The organism is Nonomuraea sp. ZG12 (assembly GCF_052068115.1).
In the GTDB taxonomy this organism is placed as follows: domain Bacteria; phylum Actinomycetota; class Actinomycetes; order Streptosporangiales; family Streptosporangiaceae; genus Nonomuraea.
In genome coordinates, this window is sequence record NZ_JBQHCW010000054.1 from 1 (window position 1) to 17,351 (window position 17,351).

14 protein-coding genes and 1 pseudogene are annotated in these 17,351 nt (G+C 71.6%); 10 read left to right on the forward strand and 5 right to left on the reverse strand.

Annotation, left to right across the window (positions count from 1 at the left end):
- Positions 1-728 precede the first annotated feature (728 nt).
- From ACTMTF_RS48740 to ACTMTF_RS48750, 3 genes and pseudogenes are all read right to left on the reverse strand, one after another.
- Entirely contained in the window at positions 729-857 is a 129-nt protein-coding gene (locus tag ACTMTF_RS48740) for a hypothetical protein (protein ID WP_441116925.1), read from the reverse strand.
- 669 nt (positions 858-1,526) lie between these two features.
- Positions 1,527-1,750: pseudogene (locus tag ACTMTF_RS48745) on the reverse strand (integrase core domain-containing protein); the annotation flags it as partial.
- Between the two features lie 44 nt (positions 1,751-1,794).
- Positions 1,795-2,265, reverse strand: coding sequence for a winged helix-turn-helix transcriptional regulator (locus ACTMTF_RS48750; RefSeq protein ID WP_441116926.1), 471 nt, complete (start codon positions 2,263-2,265; stop codon positions 1,795-1,797).
- Positions 2,266-2,354: 89 nt separating this feature from the next.
- Between ACTMTF_RS48750 and ACTMTF_RS48755 the strand changes: the two genes are divergently transcribed.
- The gene (locus ACTMTF_RS48755; protein ID WP_441116927.1) at positions 2,355-2,768 is read left to right on the forward strand and encodes an ester cyclase; all 414 of its coding nucleotides are present in this window, start codon (positions 2,355-2,357) and stop codon (positions 2,766-2,768) included.
- 86 nt (positions 2,769-2,854) lie between these two features.
- Here ACTMTF_RS48755 and msrA read toward each other — a convergent pair whose 3' ends face one another.
- Complete coding sequence (gene msrA, locus ACTMTF_RS48760) at positions 2,855-3,364, reverse strand: peptide-methionine (S)-S-oxide reductase MsrA (protein WP_441116928.1); 510 nt, start codon at positions 3,362-3,364, stop codon at positions 2,855-2,857.
- A 194-nt stretch (positions 3,365-3,558) separates the two neighbouring features.
- On the opposite strand from msrA, the gene ACTMTF_RS48765 reads away from it, so the two are divergent.
- The 8 genes from ACTMTF_RS48765 (at position 3,559) to ACTMTF_RS48800 (ending at position 15,700) form a co-directional block, all read left to right on the forward strand.
- Positions 3,559-6,324, forward strand: a complete 2,766-nt coding sequence (locus tag ACTMTF_RS48765) for an ATP-binding protein (RefSeq protein ID WP_441116929.1) — start codon at positions 3,559-3,561, stop codon at positions 6,322-6,324.
- Positions 6,325-6,488: 164 nt separating this feature from the next.
- Entirely contained in the window at positions 6,489-9,206 is a 2,718-nt protein-coding gene (locus tag ACTMTF_RS48770; protein ID WP_441116930.1) for a LuxR C-terminal-related transcriptional regulator, read from the forward strand.
- Between the two features lie 134 nt (positions 9,207-9,340).
- Complete coding sequence (locus ACTMTF_RS48775) at positions 9,341-9,856, forward strand: (2Fe-2S)-binding protein (protein WP_441116931.1); 516 nt, start codon at positions 9,341-9,343, stop codon at positions 9,854-9,856.
- Positions 9,853-10,845 carry an FAD binding domain-containing protein gene (locus ACTMTF_RS48780; RefSeq protein ID WP_441116932.1) on the forward strand — a complete coding sequence of 331 codons (993 nt, stop codon included), beginning with the start codon at positions 9,853-9,855 and terminating at the stop codon, positions 10,843-10,845. The genes ACTMTF_RS48775 and ACTMTF_RS48780 overlap by 4 nt, the downstream gene beginning before the upstream one ends.
- The gene (locus ACTMTF_RS48785) at positions 10,842-13,088 is read left to right on the forward strand and encodes a xanthine dehydrogenase family protein molybdopterin-binding subunit (protein WP_441116933.1); all 2,247 of its coding nucleotides are present in this window, start codon (positions 10,842-10,844) and stop codon (positions 13,086-13,088) included. The genes ACTMTF_RS48780 and ACTMTF_RS48785 overlap by 4 nt, the downstream gene beginning before the upstream one ends.
- A gap of 5 nt (positions 13,089-13,093) precedes the next feature.
- Positions 13,094-14,257 carry a hypothetical protein gene (locus ACTMTF_RS48790; protein WP_441116934.1) on the forward strand — a complete coding sequence of 388 codons (1,164 nt, stop codon included), beginning with the start codon at positions 13,094-13,096 and terminating at the stop codon, positions 14,255-14,257.
- 2 nt (positions 14,258-14,259) lie between these two features.
- Positions 14,260-15,093 (forward strand): alpha/beta fold hydrolase, encoded by an 834-nt coding sequence (locus ACTMTF_RS48795; RefSeq protein WP_441116935.1) that lies wholly within the window; start codon positions 14,260-14,262, stop codon positions 15,091-15,093.
- A 22-nt stretch (positions 15,094-15,115) separates the two neighbouring features.
- On the forward strand, positions 15,116-15,700 hold the full coding sequence (locus ACTMTF_RS48800; RefSeq protein ID WP_441116936.1) for a Dps family protein: 585 nt from the start codon (positions 15,116-15,118) through the stop codon (positions 15,698-15,700).
- 483 nt (positions 15,701-16,183) lie between these two features.
- On the opposite strand, the gene ACTMTF_RS48805 is transcribed toward ACTMTF_RS48800, so the two are convergent.
- Complete coding sequence (locus ACTMTF_RS48805; protein ID WP_441116937.1) at positions 16,184-16,543, reverse strand: STAS domain-containing protein; 360 nt, start codon at positions 16,541-16,543, stop codon at positions 16,184-16,186.
- 195 nt (positions 16,544-16,738) lie between these two features.
- On the opposite strand from ACTMTF_RS48805, the gene ACTMTF_RS48810 reads away from it, so the two are divergent.
- Positions 16,739-17,002 (forward strand): helix-turn-helix domain-containing protein, encoded by a 264-nt coding sequence (locus tag ACTMTF_RS48810; RefSeq protein ID WP_441116938.1) that lies wholly within the window; start codon positions 16,739-16,741, stop codon positions 17,000-17,002.
- Positions 17,003-17,351 lie beyond the last annotated feature (349 nt).

Consider the following 17,351-nt stretch of genomic DNA (forward strand, 5'->3'; position numbering starts at 1 on the left):
CGGCGATCACCGTGCCGTCCTGGCTCACCAGCAGCGACCCGAAGGGCGGGTTGCCGGCCTGCCGCGCGGAGGCGGCCGGCTCGATGGCTCTGCGGAGGTGCCGTTCGTCGTCCTGGTTCACGGGGTCTCCGTTCGGGGTCGGTGGGCGGCGACCGCCGCGAGTGCCGGGGGCGAGGAACTGGCGGACAGCCGTTGGCGCTGAGAAGGATCTTGGTCGCAGCGAGTGAGGTCGCTCTTGGCCATGAAGGTTCTTCAGCGTGTTGCCCGGTCGTGGCGTCGGCGGGCGGCGCGGATCTTGGCGGCGGCGCACGGCGGCCGTTGATCGAGGCGCGAAACAGCGGCCCGGCGGTGTAGCCGGCGCGGGCCAGGTGGAGCTTGAGCAGGGCGACGTAGCCGCGGTCGTCCAGCAGGACGGTGCGTACACTGCCGCCCTTGCCGTGGATGCGGACGTGTTCGTCGTCCAGGCGCAGGTCGAGGTCCTCCACGTACAGGTCGCATACTTCGGAGGCGCGGGCGGGGCAGGTTCTTGGGCACCTTGACGGTGTCGATCCGGTCCATCGGGTTGGCATCCAGGAGGTCGTGCCGGACGGCCCACTTGAAGGAGGCGACGGCGGCGCGCTTGCGCTTGCGGCTGGCTGGCGATAGGTCGGCGAGCTCGGTCAGGTAGGCCCGAACGGGCGCGGCGGTCAGCTCGGCGATCTCCTCGCCGTGGTGGACGGCGAAGGCGATCAGGTCGCCGCGGTAGGCCGCCGGGTGTGCGCGGAGGCGCCGGCGTTGGCCACGTCGGTGAGGAAGTCGTCGAGGTGCCGGGCGAGCGGGTGGGTGCGGCCGAGCTGCTCGGCGATGACTGGATCCATTCGGTACCCTCCACCATCCGCCGAGTTGCCAGATAACCGGGAGGCGAAGCCTCCGTGCCGGACGACGGCCGTCCATCTCGCGCCCGGTACGTGATCCGCTAGATAACGCTGATTATCTAAGAACCGGTCGAGCGCCGGCCCCGATCACAACCCTGAGGGCGTTCCCGTCTCGGGCACCTGCGTCGGCAGCGTCGGTGTCCGGTCGATGCGCACCCAGGTACACCAGCCCCGGCGACGGTATGGCGTCTGGACTGCAGGGTGAGTAGCGCAAACTGCTCATAGCCAGCTGCCACATTCCGCGAGGTGCCGGACATTTACCAGGCCTGCTTGCTCCAACCGCCACGCCGCCCGGGTCACCCGAGCCGGCACCCGACGTTTCCGCCGCCACGACACCATGTCCACGACCAGAGACCCCCGCAACCGGAGCGTTCAGGAAACTGGACACTTCAGCGGTGTTCATGGCGCGGTTGTCACCGACACCCCGTCTACCTGAGACCTCTTCATGCGTGGATCTCCGACACCCGAGCGGCGACTCAGCCACTCAAGTCACTTCTGAAACAGCAAGGCGGATGTGGCCCTGATGAAGTGGCACGGTCCCAAGGAGATCATCGTCCACCAGTCAGGCCCCGGTCCGCCGACGGGGCTCGCCCCGAGTGTGGACACCGGTCGTTATGCGGCGAGCAGCACCTTATCGGTGCTCTGCTGCTCGTAGTCGATCGGGCTGAGGTAGCCGAGGGTGGATGTCTCCCTGCGAGTTCTGTAGCGGGTGATCCATTTGAAGACGGCCAGGCGGGCCTCACACGCCGAGGACGCTTGGCGCCCTGCAGCGTCTCGCGTTTCAAAGTGGCGTTGACTGCCTCCGCGGCGGCGTTGTCGGAGTCGCCGGCCGTGCCGAGAGGGGCGAGCCGATCAGAGCCGACACTGACGGCGGGGCACCTCAGGACGCCGCGAGTCGCGTATCCGGCGTGCGCTGAGCGACCAGTTCCGCGGGCGGGACGAACTCGCCGTCGACGGTGACGAAGCCGAGCCGGGCCACCATGCCCGTCTCCTCGCCGGTGAAGCACGGAGAAGTGCCGTCCGGGCGCGGGCGATGGATGCGTCCCCAATCCGCGAGAGCCCCGATGACAAGCGTGAGCGCACGGCCGGACTCGGTGAGCACATACTCGTCGCGCGAACGCGAACCCGGCTCCTGGTACGTTCGCCGCTCCATCAGACCGTCCTCGACGATCTTCTCCAACCGCTTGGACAAGATGTTGGGCGCGACACCGAGGGCCTCACGGAACTCCCGGAAGCGTGTGGCTCCGGTGAGCATCGCCTCGCGGATGATGAGCAGCGTCCACGTGTCGCCCACCGCCTCAAGGCTGCGCGCGATCGAGCAGGTCGACTCCTTGCCGAGCGTCTTGGCCATGCACTCAGCATAGAGGCCTGACTTGCATATCACTACTCAGACGACCTAGATTGCTGTTCGCAACTCAGCCGAGCTGAAGGAGGACAGCCATGAGCATCGTCGATGGAGTCGCCGCGGTCGAGAACTTCTGGGCGCGGGTCTGGCAAGCACGTGCCCCCGAAGCAGTGGACGAACTCGTCCACGAGGACTTTGTGATCGTCAACGCCGGCTCCGAGATCCGCGGCCGAGCCGCGTTCAAGACCTGGGTGGAGGGCTTTCTGGGCGCGGTCCACGACTTGGAATTCACCGTCGTCGAGACGTTCCAGAACTCCGATGGAACCCGGGTCTGCTCGCTGTGGGAGTTGACCGGGCGCAACAACGGCATCGTCGGCCTCGAGCCCGATGGCCGACCGGTGCACCTCACCGGCACAGCCGTGTGGGATGTCCACCCTGACGGCACGCTACTGCGCAACCGCGTCGAGCGTAATGCCTTCGAGCTGCACCAACGACTCACCAACTCCTGAGGATGGCGACCATGGCGCTGCGACCGTGTACGCCGTCCGCCTTGACGGCGGGTCGTCACGCGCCGACGACCCGCCGTCCCGCGGCGTCAGGCTCTGGCGGTTCGCTTGGGCAGCCTCCAGCCGGGCCGGGGGAAGTGGCACGTGTAGCCGTTCGGGAACTTCTGCAGGTAGTCCTGGTGCTCCGGCTCTGCTTCCCAAAAGTCGCCGGCGGCGGTCACCTCGGTGACGACCTTGCCCGGCCACAGGCCGGAGGCGTCGACGTCGGCGATGGTGTCCTCAGCGACCTTCCGCTGCTCGTCCGAGGTGTAGAAAATCGCGGAGCGGTAGCTCGCGCCGATGTCGTTGCCCTGCCGGTTCACGGTCGTGGGGTCGTGGATCTGGAAGAAGAATTCGAGCAGCGCCCGGAAGTCGGTCTCGGCGGGGTCGTAGACGACCTCGATGGTCTCGGCGTGGGAGCCGTGGTTGCGGTAGGTGGCGTTGGGCACGTCGCCGCCGCTGTAGCCGACCCGCGTGCGGACCACTCCGGGCTGCCGGCGGAACAGCTCTTCCATACCCCAGAAGCAGCCGCCCGCGAGCAGTGCCCTCTCGGTTGCCATGTTCTCCCCCTCGTGTCTTTACCGGTCCTTACAGCGGGCATCGCGTCAGCGTTATTCCGTCACGATCACGTACTGCCGAACGACCCCGATCCTATTTCCGCGGGATGGTCCGTGGGCCGTTGGCACGGGTCATGCCCGCTGTGCGGCTTAACTGGTGTTATCTCCGAGAATGCCTGCTATGTAAAGTCGTCCGTGTGCTGACACGGCCCCGAGGTGAGCGTCCGATTCCGCTCGTGGGCCGCCGCGCCGAGCGCGAACCGCTCGACCGCCTGGTCGAGGATATTCGCGCGGGTGAGAGCCGGGCTCTGGTCCTGCACGGCTTGGCGGGCACCGGGAAGACCGCGCTGCTGGAGTACACGGCCGGGCGGGCATCGGGCTGCCGCGTCGTCCGAGTGTCCGGCGTCCAGTCAGAGATGGAGCTGGCCTTCGCGGGCCTGCACCAGTTGTGCGCGCCGATGACCGATCACCTCGAAGGTCTTCCGGCGCCCCAGCGGAACGCCCTGCGGACCGCGTTCGGAATGCGGGAGGGGCCGGCACCGGACCTGTTCCTGGTCGGCCTCGCGGTCCTGAGCCTGCTGTCCGACATAGCCGAAAAGCGGCCGCTGCTGTGTCTGGTGGACGATCAGCAATGGCTCGACGGCGCCTCGGCGCAGGTTCTCGCGTTCGTCGCCCGCCGGCTGGGCGCCGAGTCTGTCGGCATGGTGTTCGCGGCCCGCGTCCTCGGCGACGGCCTGGCGGGATTGGCGGAGCTGGCGATCGGAGGACTGCCCGCGGCAGACGCGCGCACATTGCTGGAGTCGGCGATGGCCGGGCCACTGGACGTGCGGGTCCGCGATCAGATCATCGCCGAGGCGCAGGGCAACCCGCTGGCACTGCTGGAACTGCCCCGCGGCCTGACGGCGGCGGAACTGGCGGGCGGGTTCGGCCTCCCCGGCGCCCTGCGGCTCGCGGGCGACGTCGAGCAGATCTTCCGGCACCGGATCGAGGCCCTCCCGGCGAAGAGCCGGCGCCTGCTGCTGCTCGCCGCGGCCGATCCGACGGGAGACCCGGTGCTCGTGGCGTGTGCGGCCGAGCGTCTCGGCGTCGGCGGCGAGGCCGAAGGGCCCGTGACCGAGGCGGATCTGGCCGAGTTCGGGACCCGGGTGCGCTTCCGCCACCCCCTGGTGCGCTCGGTGGCCTACTGGTCGCAGCCGGCCGCGCAGCGGCAGGCCGTGCACGGCGCCCTCGCCGAGGTCACCGACCCCCGGCGTGACGGCGACCGCCGCGCCTGGCATCGGGCCCAGGCCGCCACCGGCCCGAACGAGGACGTCGCCGGCGAGCTGGAGCATTCCGCCACGCGGGCGCGGGCCCGGGGCGGGCTCGCCGCGGCGGCGGCGTTCCTCGAACGCGCGGCGACGCTCACGCCCGACCCGGTCCGCCGGACGGCGCGAGCGCTGGACGCCGCGCTCGCCAAGTTCCAGGCCGGCGCGTTCGAAGCGGCGCAGCAGCTGCTGACCGTGGCCGAGGCCGGGCCGCTGGAGGAGCACCTGCTCGCTCGCGTCGATCTGCTCCGCGCCCACCTCACCTTCGTCACCAGCCGGGGCGGCGACGCTCCGCTGCTGCTGGTCCGAGCCGCCGGACGGCTGGCGACGACCGATCCGGGACTTGCCCGCGAGACCTATCTGGACGCGCTTTCGGCCACGATGTTCGCAGGCCACCTGGCGAGCCCCGGCGGCGGTGCCCTCGACGTGGCCCGCGCCGCCTCGACGGCGCCGCAGCCCCTGGACGTCCCGCGCTCCCCCGATCTCCTGCTCTCCGGCCTGGCGGCGAACTTCACCGACGGATACGCGGCTGGAGTGCCGCCCCTCCGGCAGGCGCTGGCGTCCTTCGGCGAGGGCATGTCCGCGGACGAGGAGCTGCGCTGGCTGTGGCTGATCACTGAAGCCGCCCTCCACCTCTGGGACGACGGACGCTGGGAGACCCTGTCCGCCCGGTACGTCCACCTCGCCCGTACGGCGGGCGCGCTGAGCGAGCTTCCACTCGCGCTCAGCACACGCGCCTACATGCTGCTGTTCACCGGCGATCTGGCCACCGCAACCTCGCTGACCGATGAGGGACGGGCGGTGGCGGAGGCGACGGGCGGGAACATCGCGCCCTACAGCGCCATGGCCCTCGCCGCGTTCCGGGGCAGCCGGGCCGAAGCCCTCGCGTTGATCGAGTCCACGGGCAGGGACGTCATCCTGCGCGGCGAAGGCATCGGGGCGGCCGTCGCCACGTGGGCGAACGCGGTCCTCCACAACGGACTCGGCGAATATCCCGAGGCGATGGCGGCGGCCCATGCGGCCCTGCGTTACCAGCAGTACCCGAGCATGCGGTACCCGGGCGTGGCGAACTGGGCGGCGGCCGAGCTCATCGAAGCGGCCGTACGCAGTAACGAGAACGACACCGCGGCCGACATCTGCCGCTGGCTCACCGAGATGACAGGCGCCAGCGGCACCAACTGGGCGCTCGGGGTCGAAGCACGGTCGCAGGCCCTGCTGGCGGAGGGCGACGTCGCCGAGGGCCTCTACCGGAAGGCGCTGGTGTGCCTCGGCCGGACCCGCGTCGTCACCGAACTCGCCCGCACACATCTTCTGTACGGCGAGTGGCTGCGCCGGCGGCGCCGCCGCGGCGAAGCGCGCGACCAGCTGCGCACGGCCGCGAACATGCTGGAGATGATGGGCTTGGAGGGGTTCGCCGAACGGGCTCGCCGTGAGCTGCTGGCCACCGGCGAGACCGCCCGTAAGCGCACCGTCCAGGCGACGGGCGAGCTGACCGCCCAGGAGGCCCAGATCGCACGGCTGGCTCGCGACGGGCTGTCGAATCCGGAGATCGCCTCCCGGCTGTTCATCAGCGCCCGGACCGTCCAGTACCACCTGAGCAAGGTCTTCGCCAAGCTCGGCATAACCTCGCGCACTCAACTGGATCGCGCCCTGCCGTAGCGGTTCGTCGCCCGGCGGGCCCGACACCAGCGGACCGGCCATGTGCGCTGTGCACTGGCGGATACGAGTCCAGACGCTCTGACCCGATCATTGGGGCAGTTCCGCATGGCCGCCTTCCCACCGGTGGGCCGGCGGAGAGTCATCGGAATGAACTGGACGGAACCGTGACAATCTCCGAATCCGATCCGATCGTCCCGCGCCTGCGCGGGCGCGAATCAGAACTGGCCTCGCTGCGCAAGCTCCTCGCCGACCCGCAGGGCGGAGACGCGGTGCTCGTCGTACGCGGTGGAGCGGGAATCGGCAAGTCGTCCCTGCTCCGCGCCGCTGCGGAGGAGGCGGCGGACCTGGGCATCGAGACGGTCTCCCTCACCGCCGTGCAGGCCGAGTTCCGGCTTCCCTTCGCCGCGGCCCACACGCTGCTCGACCTGCTCGGCGGCACCGTGCCGCCGCGGCCGGACGGCGGCCGGGAGCAGTACCACTTCCAGCTCGCCCTGGCCCTGCTCGCGGCAGCGGCCGCGCGGTCGTCGCGGCGGCTGCTGCTGCTTCTGGTGGACGACGCGCAGTGGCTGGACGCGCCGAGCTGGGAGGCCCTGGCGTTCGTCGGGCGGCGCCTGTCCGCGGACCCGGTCGTGCTGGTCATGGCGATGCGGGACGGCCCGGAGACGGAGTCCCGGCTCGCCGGCCTGCCGGTGGCCGAGCTGTGGGTGGAGCCACTGCCGGACGAGGCCGCGACCGCGCTGCTGGACGAGCGCGCGCCCGGCCTGGCACCGCCGCTGCACGCCCGGGTGCTGGCCGAAGCGGCCGGCAATCCGCTGGCCCTCACCGAACTCGCGGCGGTCGCGGCCCGGATCGGCGAGAAGGGCATGCTGCCGGCCACGCTGCCGCTGACGGCCCGGATGGAGCGCACCTTCGGCGCCGCCGTCGCGGAACTGCCCGCGGCGACCCGCGCGCTCCTGCTGGTGGCCGCGCTGAACGAAGCGGACCGGCTCGATGAGATCCTCGCGGCCGGCGGCGCCCTGTCGGCCCCCGGACCGGCGGTGGAGGACCTGGAACCGGCCGTCGCCGCTCGCCTGGTCGACGTGGACGACGCCTTCCAGCTCCGTTTCCGCCATCCCCTGATCCGGTCGGCGATCCGGCAGCAGGCCGGACCGTCCCGGCGGCAGCGGGCGCACGCCGCGCTCGCCCGCGCGATCAGCGATCCCGATCGCGCGGTGCGGCACCGGGCGGCGGCCACCGTCGGCACGGACGAGCGCGTCTCCGCCGACCTGGAGGATCTCGCCGGCCGGCTGCACCGGCGCGGTGCGTCCGGCGAGGCGGCGCGGACCTGGGAGCAGGCCGCCCGGCTGACCGGGGACCGCGGCCGGCGCGCGAGCCTGCTGCTGCGGGCACTGGAGGCGACGCTGGAACTCGCCGACCGCCAGGGCGTGGAACGGCTGCTGCGCACGATCGCCGCCGACGACCTGCCCGCCGAGGACCGCGTCGTCCTGCAGTGGCTGTCGGACATCGAGGTCGGTGTCTGGTCGGGTGCGGCGCGTCTGCCCGGCCATCTCGCCGCCGCCGAGCGGCTGCGGCGGTCCGGCCGGGACGAACGGGCGCTGGAGGTCCTCGACCGCGTCGCGGTGCGTACGTACTTCTCCGACCTCGACGACGACCTGCGGAACGAGATCGTCGCACTGCTCGAACGTCTCGACCTGCCGCCGCTGACGCCGCGGCTGGTCACGACCCTCGGCCTGTCCGCGCCGGTCCAACGGGGCGCGGTGGTGGTCGAGCGGCTGAACGCCCTGCTGGAAGGGCCGGGCCTCACCGGGACGGAACTGGCGGGCCTCGCCGCCGTCGCGACCGGCGTCGGCGCGCTCGGGGCGGCGGCGCGGCTGGCCGCCGAAGGGGCCGCGCGGAACCGCCGGGAGGGCAACCTCGTCTCGCTGACCTGGGCACTCGCCCATCAGACCTGGTGCGCGGTGCAGCGGGGCGACGCCTTCCTCGGACGCACCGCGGCGGCCGAGGCCGAGGCGCTCGCGATCGAGACCCGCCAGCTCAACTTCGTCGTGCCCGTCATGCTCAACCGCGCGCACGCGGAGGCCCTGCGCGGCGACCGCGAGGCCGTGCGCGCCATCACGGCGCAATGCGAACGCGCGCTCCTCGCGAACGGCGCGCACCCCCTGCTGTGCCTGGTCCGGATCGCCCGCGGCGTCGCCGCGCTCGCCGATGGGCGCCATGCCGAGGCCCACGACGAGCTCGACGCCGTTTTCACCCCGTCCGCAGCCGGTTACCACCCGTACGCCCGGTTCTCAGTGCTCGCCCATCTGGCCGAGGCCGGGGCACACTGCGGCCGCCGCGACCGGGTGGCGGCGCGCGTCCGCCAGCTGGAGCCGATCGGCGCCACCGGCGCCTCACCGTTGCTGCGTGCGAATCTGCACTGCGCGAAGGCGCTGCTGGTACCGGACGCGGAGGCGGAAGGGGCGTTGCGGGCGGCGCTCGACGCCGACCTCACCGAGTGGCCCTTCGAACGCGCCCGCCTCCAGCTGGCCCTCGGCATCCGGCTGCGGCGCGGTCGCCCGTCCGCCGCGAGGGCCGTGCTGCGTGCCGCCGCCGAGACGTTCGGCGCGCTGGGCGCGCGGCCGTGGGCCGATCGCGCGCACACCGAGTTGCGCGCCTCCGGCGAGACCCGGCGCCGCTCTGCCGACGAGATCGATCGGCTCACACCACAGGAGCTCCAGGTCGCCCGGCTGGTGGCGGAGGGGCTGACCAACCGGGAGATCGCGAGCCGGCTCTTCCTGTCGCCGCGGACGATCAGCACCCACCTCTACCGGATCTACCCGAAGCTCGGCGTCGGCTCGCGAACCGAACTCGCCACGCTGATCGCCCGCGAATACGTCATGTGACGCACGCTAGCTCCCGCTCCCCGTTCGTACCGTCGAACCACAGCCGGCGGCTCGCCGTCAGGACCGCAACGCGCCGCCCTCCAGGTCGGCCGACCAACTACCGATCGTTCACGAACACGATGGGAGGAACCGCCATGACCGCCATCGAAGCCCGCCACGGTATCTGCGGGCCGGATCCCGTACCGGTGCCGCTCGACGTCAACGGCGTCCGCCGCCTGGTCGAAATCGAGCCGCGCACCAGCCTGCTCGACGCGCTGCGCGAGCAGCTCGGCCTGACCGGCAGCAAGAAGGGCTGCGACCAGGGCACGTGCGGTGCCTGCACCGTGTGGGTCAACGGGCGGAGGGTGCTCGCCTGCCTGACCCTGGCGATCGCCGCCTCCGGCCACGAGGTCGTCACGATCGAGGGGGTGGCCGACGGCGACGATCTGCACCCGATGCAGCGCTCCTTCATCCGGCACGACGCCTTCCAGTGCGGTTACTGCACGCCTGGACAGATCATGTCGGCGATCAAGCTGCTCGAGGAGGGCAACGCCGCGACCGACGAGGACATCGCCGAGTTCATGAGCGGCAACATCTGCCGCTGCGCGGCGTATCCGAACATCCGTGCCGCGATCCGCGAGGTCCGCGACCACCGGGACGGTGCCGCATGAGGCCGCTGACCTACAGCCGCGCCACAGACATCGACGACGCGATCGCCCTCGCGGCGGCGAATCCCGACAGCGCGTTCCTCGCCGGCGGGACGACCGAGGTGGACCTCATCCGGGCCGGCATGTCCGGCACCCGCCACCTCGTCGACATCAACGACCTGCCGCTGTCCGCCGTCGAGGGCGGGCCCGGCGGCGGCCTGCTCATCGGCGCGCTCGCGAGGATGAGCGACGTGGCCCGCGCGCCGAGCGTGGTACGGCGTTACCCGGCCATCTCCCAAGCCCTGCTGCTCAGCGCCTCACAGCAGCTGCGCAACATGGCGTCCATCGGGGGGAACCTGCGCCAGCGCACCCGCTGCGCCTACTTCCGCGACGGAGTCTCCCCCTGCAACAAGCGCGAGCCGGGCTCGGGCTGCGCGGCCCTGGACGGGTGGAACCGCGGGCACGCGATCCTCGGCACGAGCGAGCGCTGCATCGCCACGCACCCCTCCGATGTCGCGGTGGCGCTCGTGGCGCTCGACGCCGTCATCCAGACGATGGGACCGGACGGCGAGCGCGCGATCCCGTCCGACGACTTCTTCCTGCTCCCGGGCACGACACCCGAGACCGAACAGCCGCTCGCCCGCGGCGAGCTGATCGTCGGGATCGCCGTTCCCGGCGCGCCGGTCGCCGCCCGCTCGACCTACCTGAAGTTCCGCGACCGGCAGTCGTACGAGTTCGCGCTCGTGTCGGTCGCGGCGGCGCTCGAAACCGACGACGGCATCGTCACCGACGTCCGCCTCGCCCTCGGCGGCGTCGGCACCAAGCCGTGGCGGGCGCGGCGCGCGGAGGCGGCGCTCATCGGCGGCCCGGCGGACGAGGCGGCGTTCGGCCGGGCCGCGTCCGCCGAACTGGCGCACGCGGTCGCCCGCGAGCACAACGCGTTCAAGATCGAAGTGACGCGGCGCGCGATGGTGCGCGCTCTCTCCCACACCCTGAAGGGAGCCCGGCCATGACTGCGGTCGGAATGCCTGTCACGAGGGTGGACGGCCCGGCGAAAGTCACCGGCACCGCCCGCTACTCCGCCGAGATCTCCCTGCCCGGGACCGCCCATCTCGCGATCGTCGGCGCGACGATCGCGCATGGCCGCATGGTCGCCGCCGACACGGCGGAGGCGCTCGAGGCCGAAGGCGTCCTGGCCGTGCTCACCCACCGCGACCTGCCGAAAGTCGTCGCACAACCACCGCTGCTGCCATCGCTGCTGGGCCGTGCGGCACCCGGCGAGACCTTCTTCCCGATGCAGGACGACACCATCCACTACGCCGGACAGCCGGTGGCCCTCGTCGTCGCCGAGTCGTACGAGCAAGCCCATCACGCGGCGTCCCTGGTGCACGTTTCCTACGCGACCGCCCCGGCGGTCGCCACGATCGAGCAGGGACGCGACCAGGCCTACGAGGCGGAGCGGCTGTTCGGCGGGCTCATGCCGGGCCGCAACGAGCGCGGCGACGTCGACGCGGGGCTGGCGCGCGCCGAGGTGCGGATCGACGCCGCCTACCGGATGGCGGCCAACCACCACAACGCGCTGGAGGCTCCGTCGACGGTCGCCGTCTGGGAGGACGGGCGACTGACGCTGTACGACTCCACGATGGGGATCCGGGCCACCCAGCAGACCGTGGCCGCGCTGCTCGGGCTGCCCATCGCGGATGTCCGGGTCATCACCCACTTCGTCGGCGGCGGATTCGGTTCCAAGGCGATGGTCTGGCCCCACACGACGCTCACCGCGATCGCCGCCCGCCACGTCGGCCGGCCCGTCAAGCTGATGCTCACCCGGCCACAGGCGTTCACCTCCAGCGGGCACCGCGAGGAGCAGGAACAGCGCATCACCCTCGGCGCCGCCGCGGACGGCCGGCTGACCGCCATCCGGCACGAGAAGCTGTCGATCACCTCGCCGTTCGACGACTGGGCCGAGCCCGCGACCGGCGTCTCCTCGCAGCTGTACGTCTGCGACGACTACCTGGGGGTGCACCGCCTCGTCCGAGGTAACACGATGACACCGACCTTCACCCGCGGCCCCGGCGAAACCCTCGGCGTCTACGTGCTCGAAACGGCGATGGACGAACTCGCCTACGCCACCGCAACCGACCCGGTCGAGCTGCGGCTGCGCAACCGCGCGCCGGCCGACCCCCAGGGCAACCCCTGGTCCAGCGACGGGCTGGCCGAGTGCCTCCGCCTCGGCGCCGAGCGGTTCGGCTGGACACGGCGGACCCCTGAGCCGCGCACCACCCGCGATGGCGACTGGCTGATCGGCACCGGAATGGCGGCCGCTGCCTACCCGATCGCGTTCTTCATGCCGCCGCAGCGCGCCCGGGCCCGCATTCTCGCCGACGGCAGCGCGACCGTGCAGACCTCGACCCAGGAGTTCGGCACCGGTGTGCTGACGATGGCCACCCAGGTGGGCGCGGACGCGCTCGGCGTACCGCTGCGCGACGTACGGTTCGAAGCGGGCGACACGGAGCTGCCGAACAGCTCGGCCGCGGTGGGCTCCGCCGGTGCCGGCATGGTCGGCTCCGCCGTGCACGCCGCCGGCACCGCGTTGCGTGAGCAGCTCATCGCCCTGGCCGTCGACGACCCCGGATCGCCGCTGCACGGCGTCGGGCCGGCCTCGGTGACCGTGACCGACGGCCGCCTCACTTCGTCGGAGCGGCCCGGCGCCGTCGACGGCTACCGCGACCTCCTCGCGCGCAACCACATGTCCGACGCCGAGGCGACCGGTACCTGGCGCCCGCCACCGCACGACACCCCGCACGGCCTGCTCACCTTCGGCGCCCAGTTCGCCGAGGTGGCGGTGGATCCCCGGCTCGGCCTGGTCCGGGTCCGCCGGCTGGCCGGCGCGTTCGCGCCCGGACGGGTGCTCAACCCGCTCCTCGCCCGCAGCCAGCTGATGGGCGGCATGCTCTGGGGCATGAGCCAGACCCTCCTGGAGGGCAACCGCATGGATCCGCGCCACGGCCGCTGGGCCGCGACCAACCTGGCCGAGTACCTCGTCCCCGTCAACGCAGACGCTCCGGACGTCACCGTCGACTTCGTCGAGGTGGACGACGCCGTGGTCGGCCCGCTCGGCGCCAAGGGCGTGGGTGAGATCGGCCAGGTCGGCGTCGCCGCGGCCATCGCCAACGCCGTCTTCCACGCGATCGGCCGCCGGATCCGCACGCTGCCCATGACGCCCGAGCTGGTCATGGATCCGGCGGACGGCGAGTGACGACGATGACGTCCATCAAGCCGACGGAACCCGGCCCGGCGGCGACCCCGCTGGAGCCGTCCGGAGGCGAGCCGTCCCGGTACGGGCCTCTCGGGGGTGGCCCGTACCGGGACGCCCGGCACCCGCAGCCCGCACTCGGGCTGCGCGGGCTGGTGCTCGTCCTCCCCGTCGCGGCGGCGCTCGCCATCGGCGCGGGCGGCGACGGCTCGGTCGTCGTGATCGGACCGCTCGTCACCTTCGCGCTACCGCTCATCGCCATGGTCGCGTTCTGGTGGAACGGCTGGCCCGGGACGCGGCTGCGGGCCGCATGGTCGGGATGGGCCGACACCGTGCTGATCGCCGCCGGCGCCGTCGTCCTGGCCGGGATCGGACAGGCCGTCGTCGGCGGATTCGACCCCGCAGGCCTGTTCGATCCGCGCCCGGGGCCGGGCCATGTGCCGACCTTCCCGGCCACCCTGCCCCTGGCCGGCACGGCGTTCGTCGCCATGCTCCAGCTCACGCTGGTCGGCGAAGGCCGGCCACTGCGCCGACTGCCCCGCCTGCCCGCCGGGCTGCTCGCCGTAACCGTGTCCTGGGCCATCGCGCTCGCCGTCTCCTGCACGCTCGTCCGGATCGACGCACCGCCCGGCTCGGCCGTGCGGGCGCACGAGGGGCCGGTGCCCGGCGCCGACGCCGGCGCGGCGCTCGTCTCGATCGGCGCCTGGCAGGTGCACTTCCACGTCGTCTGGCGCGGCTGGCCGTTCGCGCTGATCACAGCGCCCGCGGCGCGCCTGGCCGCCGCGCACGTGACCGTGCTGGGCGGCGGCGTCCTCACCTTCGTCGCCGGGCGCACCGTGCTGGAGCTCGGCGCCACGCGGATCACCGCTCTCGCCGGCTGCTTCATCGCCGCCGGGCTCCTGTTCGGAATGCTGCTCGAAGGCTGGATCCGGGGCCGCGCCGCACGCCCGGCGCTCCTCGTCCTGACCGCCGCCGGCGCGGCGCTGCTCGCGGCCGGCCTCGATGCGATCGCCGCGACCGTGCACCTCACGGACACGGACCCGGACGACTGGGTCGGGCACGCGGCCCTCAACGCCCTGTCGACCTCGATCATCCTGCACGTCGCGATCGGCCGCCGATGGCCCTTCGCGCTTCGGAGAACCCCCTCCGAGAGCGGTAACGGAAAGGAATGACCATGCCGTACATCACCGTCGGACACGAGAACACCGCTGAAATCCGCCTGCACTATACCGACGTCGGCACCGGGCGGCCTGTCGTGCTCATCCACGGCTTCCCGCTGAGCGGCCGGGCCTGGGAACGGCAGGAGCGAGCCCTGCTGAACGCCGGCTACCGGGTCATCACCTACGACCGTCGTGGCTTCGGCAAGTCCAGCCAGCCGTCCATCGGATACGACTACGACACGTTCGCCGCCGACCTGGCCGCGCTGGTCGAGGCCCTCGACCTCCACGATTTCGACATCGCCGGCCACTCGATGGGCGGCGGGGAAGTCGCGCGGTATCTCGGAACCTACGGGACGGGCCGGGTGCGCCGCGCCGCCATCATCGGCGGCGTCCCGCCCTACCTCCTCCAGACCCCCGAGACACCCGACGGCGTTCCCCAGGACGTGTTCGACGAGATCGCCGCGGCCCTCACCAACGACCGGCTGGCCTACTTCACCGAATGGAACAAGAACTTCTACAACCTCGACGAGAACCTCGGGACACGGATCAGTGAGGAGGCCGTCCGCGACGCCTGGAACACCGCGGTGGGCGCGTCGCCCACCGGCACGGTCGCCTGCGTCGCCACCTGGCACACCGACTTCCGGGCCGACCTGCCGAAGATCGACATCCCGGTGCTGGTCATGCACGGCACCGCCGACCGGATCCTGCCGATCGAGGCGTGCGGACGGCCCACCCACGAGGCCATCGCCGCAAGCCGGTACGTCGTCATCGACGGCGCTCCGCACGGCCTGTGCTGGACCCACGCCGACGAAGTCAACGACGCTCTCCTGACCTTCCTCGGCAAGTAGCGCACCGGAAAGAAGCCCGCACATGACCACGAACGGAACGCGAACCACGATGAGCCAACCGTGGCTGCACCAGCACGGCCGGGAGATCCAGCCGTTCGGCACGGTACGGCAGTTCCCGCTCTCCCTCTCCTATGAGGCCCGCATGTACTCCTGCCAGCGCCTCAACCGCCTGCTCGCCGACACCCAGATCCTCTACGCGCATTACAAGAAGCACCACTGGCTCGTCCGGGGGCAGACCTTCTACCAGCTCCACCTGCTGCTGGACCGGCATGCCGACGAGCAGCTCGCCGTGGTGGACACCATCGCCGAGCGGGTGCAGACGCTCGGCGGCGTCGCGATCGGCGACCCCCGCCACGTCGCCGAGATCACCGCGATCCCCCGCCCGCCCGACGGCGTCGAGGAGGTCCCCGCGATGCTGTCCCGGCTGCTCGAGGAGCACGAGGTCATACTCGCCGAGGCCCACAACGCCGCCGCGCGCGTCGCCGATCAAGGCGACGACGGCACCAGCGACCTGATCGTCTCCGACATCGTCCGCGTCGGCGAGAAGCAGGCGTGGTTCCTCGCCGAGCACCTCGTCGACACGCCGCTCGTCCGCTCCGGCGGATGAACCGCCGCCGCCCGCCCCCTGAACCTGAACAGGGGGCGGGCGGCCCCATGGCACCTCACATCAAGATTGGCCAAGTCCACCCCGACGTGGTAGCCATCCTCGTCGTCGGTCGGACGCACGTTCACCACCGGGGGAAACCCGTCGCCGGCGAGCCGGTCGACCCATTCGGCGCACTCCAGCACCCAACGCACCTCATCGACCAGGCGCTCGGCGATGCTGTCGCGGCCGTCCAGCTCCTCATCGTCGCTGCCAGCGGGATCCTCCGGGGCCGGCCACCCGGCATGACGCAGCTGCGCCAGCGCCACCTCCAACTCCGGCAGCGGCGCGGCCGCCGTGGCGATCTGCTGAATGCGCGAGGGCGAACGCCCCCGCCTCAGCCGCCACCGCCCGCACTGGCAGGCCCTCGGCACGGGCCGAGGCGATGGCCCACTCGTGCTCGATCTCGGGACGGCTGAGCCTTCGGGGCAGGAGGTACCTGATCGTTCACGGCGCACGCCGGGGGTCCTGGCTGGCGCGCAGCGCCGTGAGGATGGCCTGTTCCACGTTGCGATGCACGGTCAGGATGGGCCTGGCTCCGGTGTTGGTCAGCAGGCGGGTGGGGGATTCCTGCAGGGCGGCCAGGTGCAGGTCGCCCCCGTGCCGGCGGGTCGGAGCCCGGACGTTGAGCAGCACTCGCAGGCCTGAATGGCCTAGGAGTGGTACTTCGCTCAGGTCGAGCACCACGTGGTCGCTCGGCTGCCGGCGTGAGCGGCTGATGAAGGTGTCCAACCGGTCGGCGTTGGCGGCCTCCAGGTCTCCGGCCATTGAGATCACGGTGACGCCAGGCAGTGGCAGGAAGGTCATGACGGCTAGCTAAGTGCACGGGAACACCGTCTCCTTCTCTGCCCGCAACGCGCGTGCAGACCACTCCGGACATCCGTGCACTCGACTTCGAAAACTGACAATGGCCGCCGAAATGGAGCGCTGCCTCATCAGCGAGCGCACACGAGGGCCTGGCGGCCGCCCGTGCCGCCGGCCGCTTCGGCGGCGCGGGCGGCCATGGTGACCGAGGACGTGCTCGCGGCCGCCCGGGCCCGCCGGGCGCGCGGCCAAGCCGTCACGCAAATCGCCCGCGAGCTCGGCGTCGGCAGGTCGACGCTGTACCGCGCCCTGGAAGACGACGAGTCAGGCCAAGAGGCACCTGCCCGCGACAGCGTCAGCCCGGAATCCGGCAACGACCCCTACAACGACGCGATCGTGGTGGCGCTGGCCGACGCCCAAGAGCGCATCCACCGACGTCACAACGCGGCGAAGACGCCTTGACCCTCGTGGTCAGCATGCCGCCGACGCGCAGAACTCCAGGCCTGACAGATCCGCCATCAGCATCGGAAGCCGCCCGGGGACGTCGACTTCGACGGCGAAGTCGTTCATCTTGATCACGTCTTCTAGGGGTTCCAGTAGTATCGGCGAAATTTCCAATGGATATGCAGGTCATGTGCCCACACTTCGGACATCTGCGCAGGTGACTTCAGAAATCGAGACCGCCTGTCCGTGCGCGGGGAAACCGGCTGGGGCGGACGATCCGCCCCAGCCGTCACCTTCTCAGGCTTCACAACCGCTTTCGGTCTCGGCGGTGCAGGTGTCGAACCCGCCCACCCCGTTGGCGACGTCC

Coding starts and splice junctions, on each gene's coding strand:
- ACTMTF_RS48785 (WP_441116933.1), top strand. CDS start 10,842: ATGACTGCGGTCGGAATGCCTGTCACGAGGGTGGACGGCCCGGCGAAA.
- ACTMTF_RS48775 (WP_441116931.1), top strand. CDS start 9,341: ATGACCGCCATCGAAGCCCGCCACGGTATCTGCGGGCCGGATCCCGTA.
- ACTMTF_RS48795 (WP_441116935.1), top strand. CDS start 14,260: ATGCCGTACATCACCGTCGGACACGAGAACACCGCTGAAATCCGCCTG.
- ACTMTF_RS48790 (WP_441116934.1), top strand. CDS start 13,094: ATGACGTCCATCAAGCCGACGGAACCCGGCCCGGCGGCGACCCCGCTG.
- ACTMTF_RS48740 (WP_441116925.1), bottom strand. CDS start 857: ATGGATCCAGTCATCGCCGAGCAGCTCGGCCGCACCCACCCGCTCGCC.
- ACTMTF_RS48805 (WP_441116937.1), bottom strand. CDS start 16,543: ATGACCTTCCTGCCACTGCCTGGCGTCACCGTGATCTCAATGGCCGGA.
- ACTMTF_RS48755 (WP_441116927.1), top strand. CDS start 2,355: ATGAGCATCGTCGATGGAGTCGCCGCGGTCGAGAACTTCTGGGCGCGG.
- ACTMTF_RS48800 (WP_441116936.1), top strand. CDS start 15,116: ATGACCACGAACGGAACGCGAACCACGATGAGCCAACCGTGGCTGCAC.
- ACTMTF_RS48750 (WP_441116926.1), bottom strand. CDS start 2,265: ATGGCCAAGACGCTCGGCAAGGAGTCGACCTGCTCGATCGCGCGCAGC.
- msrA (WP_441116928.1), bottom strand. CDS start 3,364: ATGGCAACCGAGAGGGCACTGCTCGCGGGCGGCTGCTTCTGGGGTATG.
- ACTMTF_RS48810 (WP_441116938.1), top strand. CDS start 16,739: ATGGTGACCGAGGACGTGCTCGCGGCCGCCCGGGCCCGCCGGGCGCGC.
- ACTMTF_RS48780 (WP_441116932.1), top strand. CDS start 9,853: ATGAGGCCGCTGACCTACAGCCGCGCCACAGACATCGACGACGCGATC.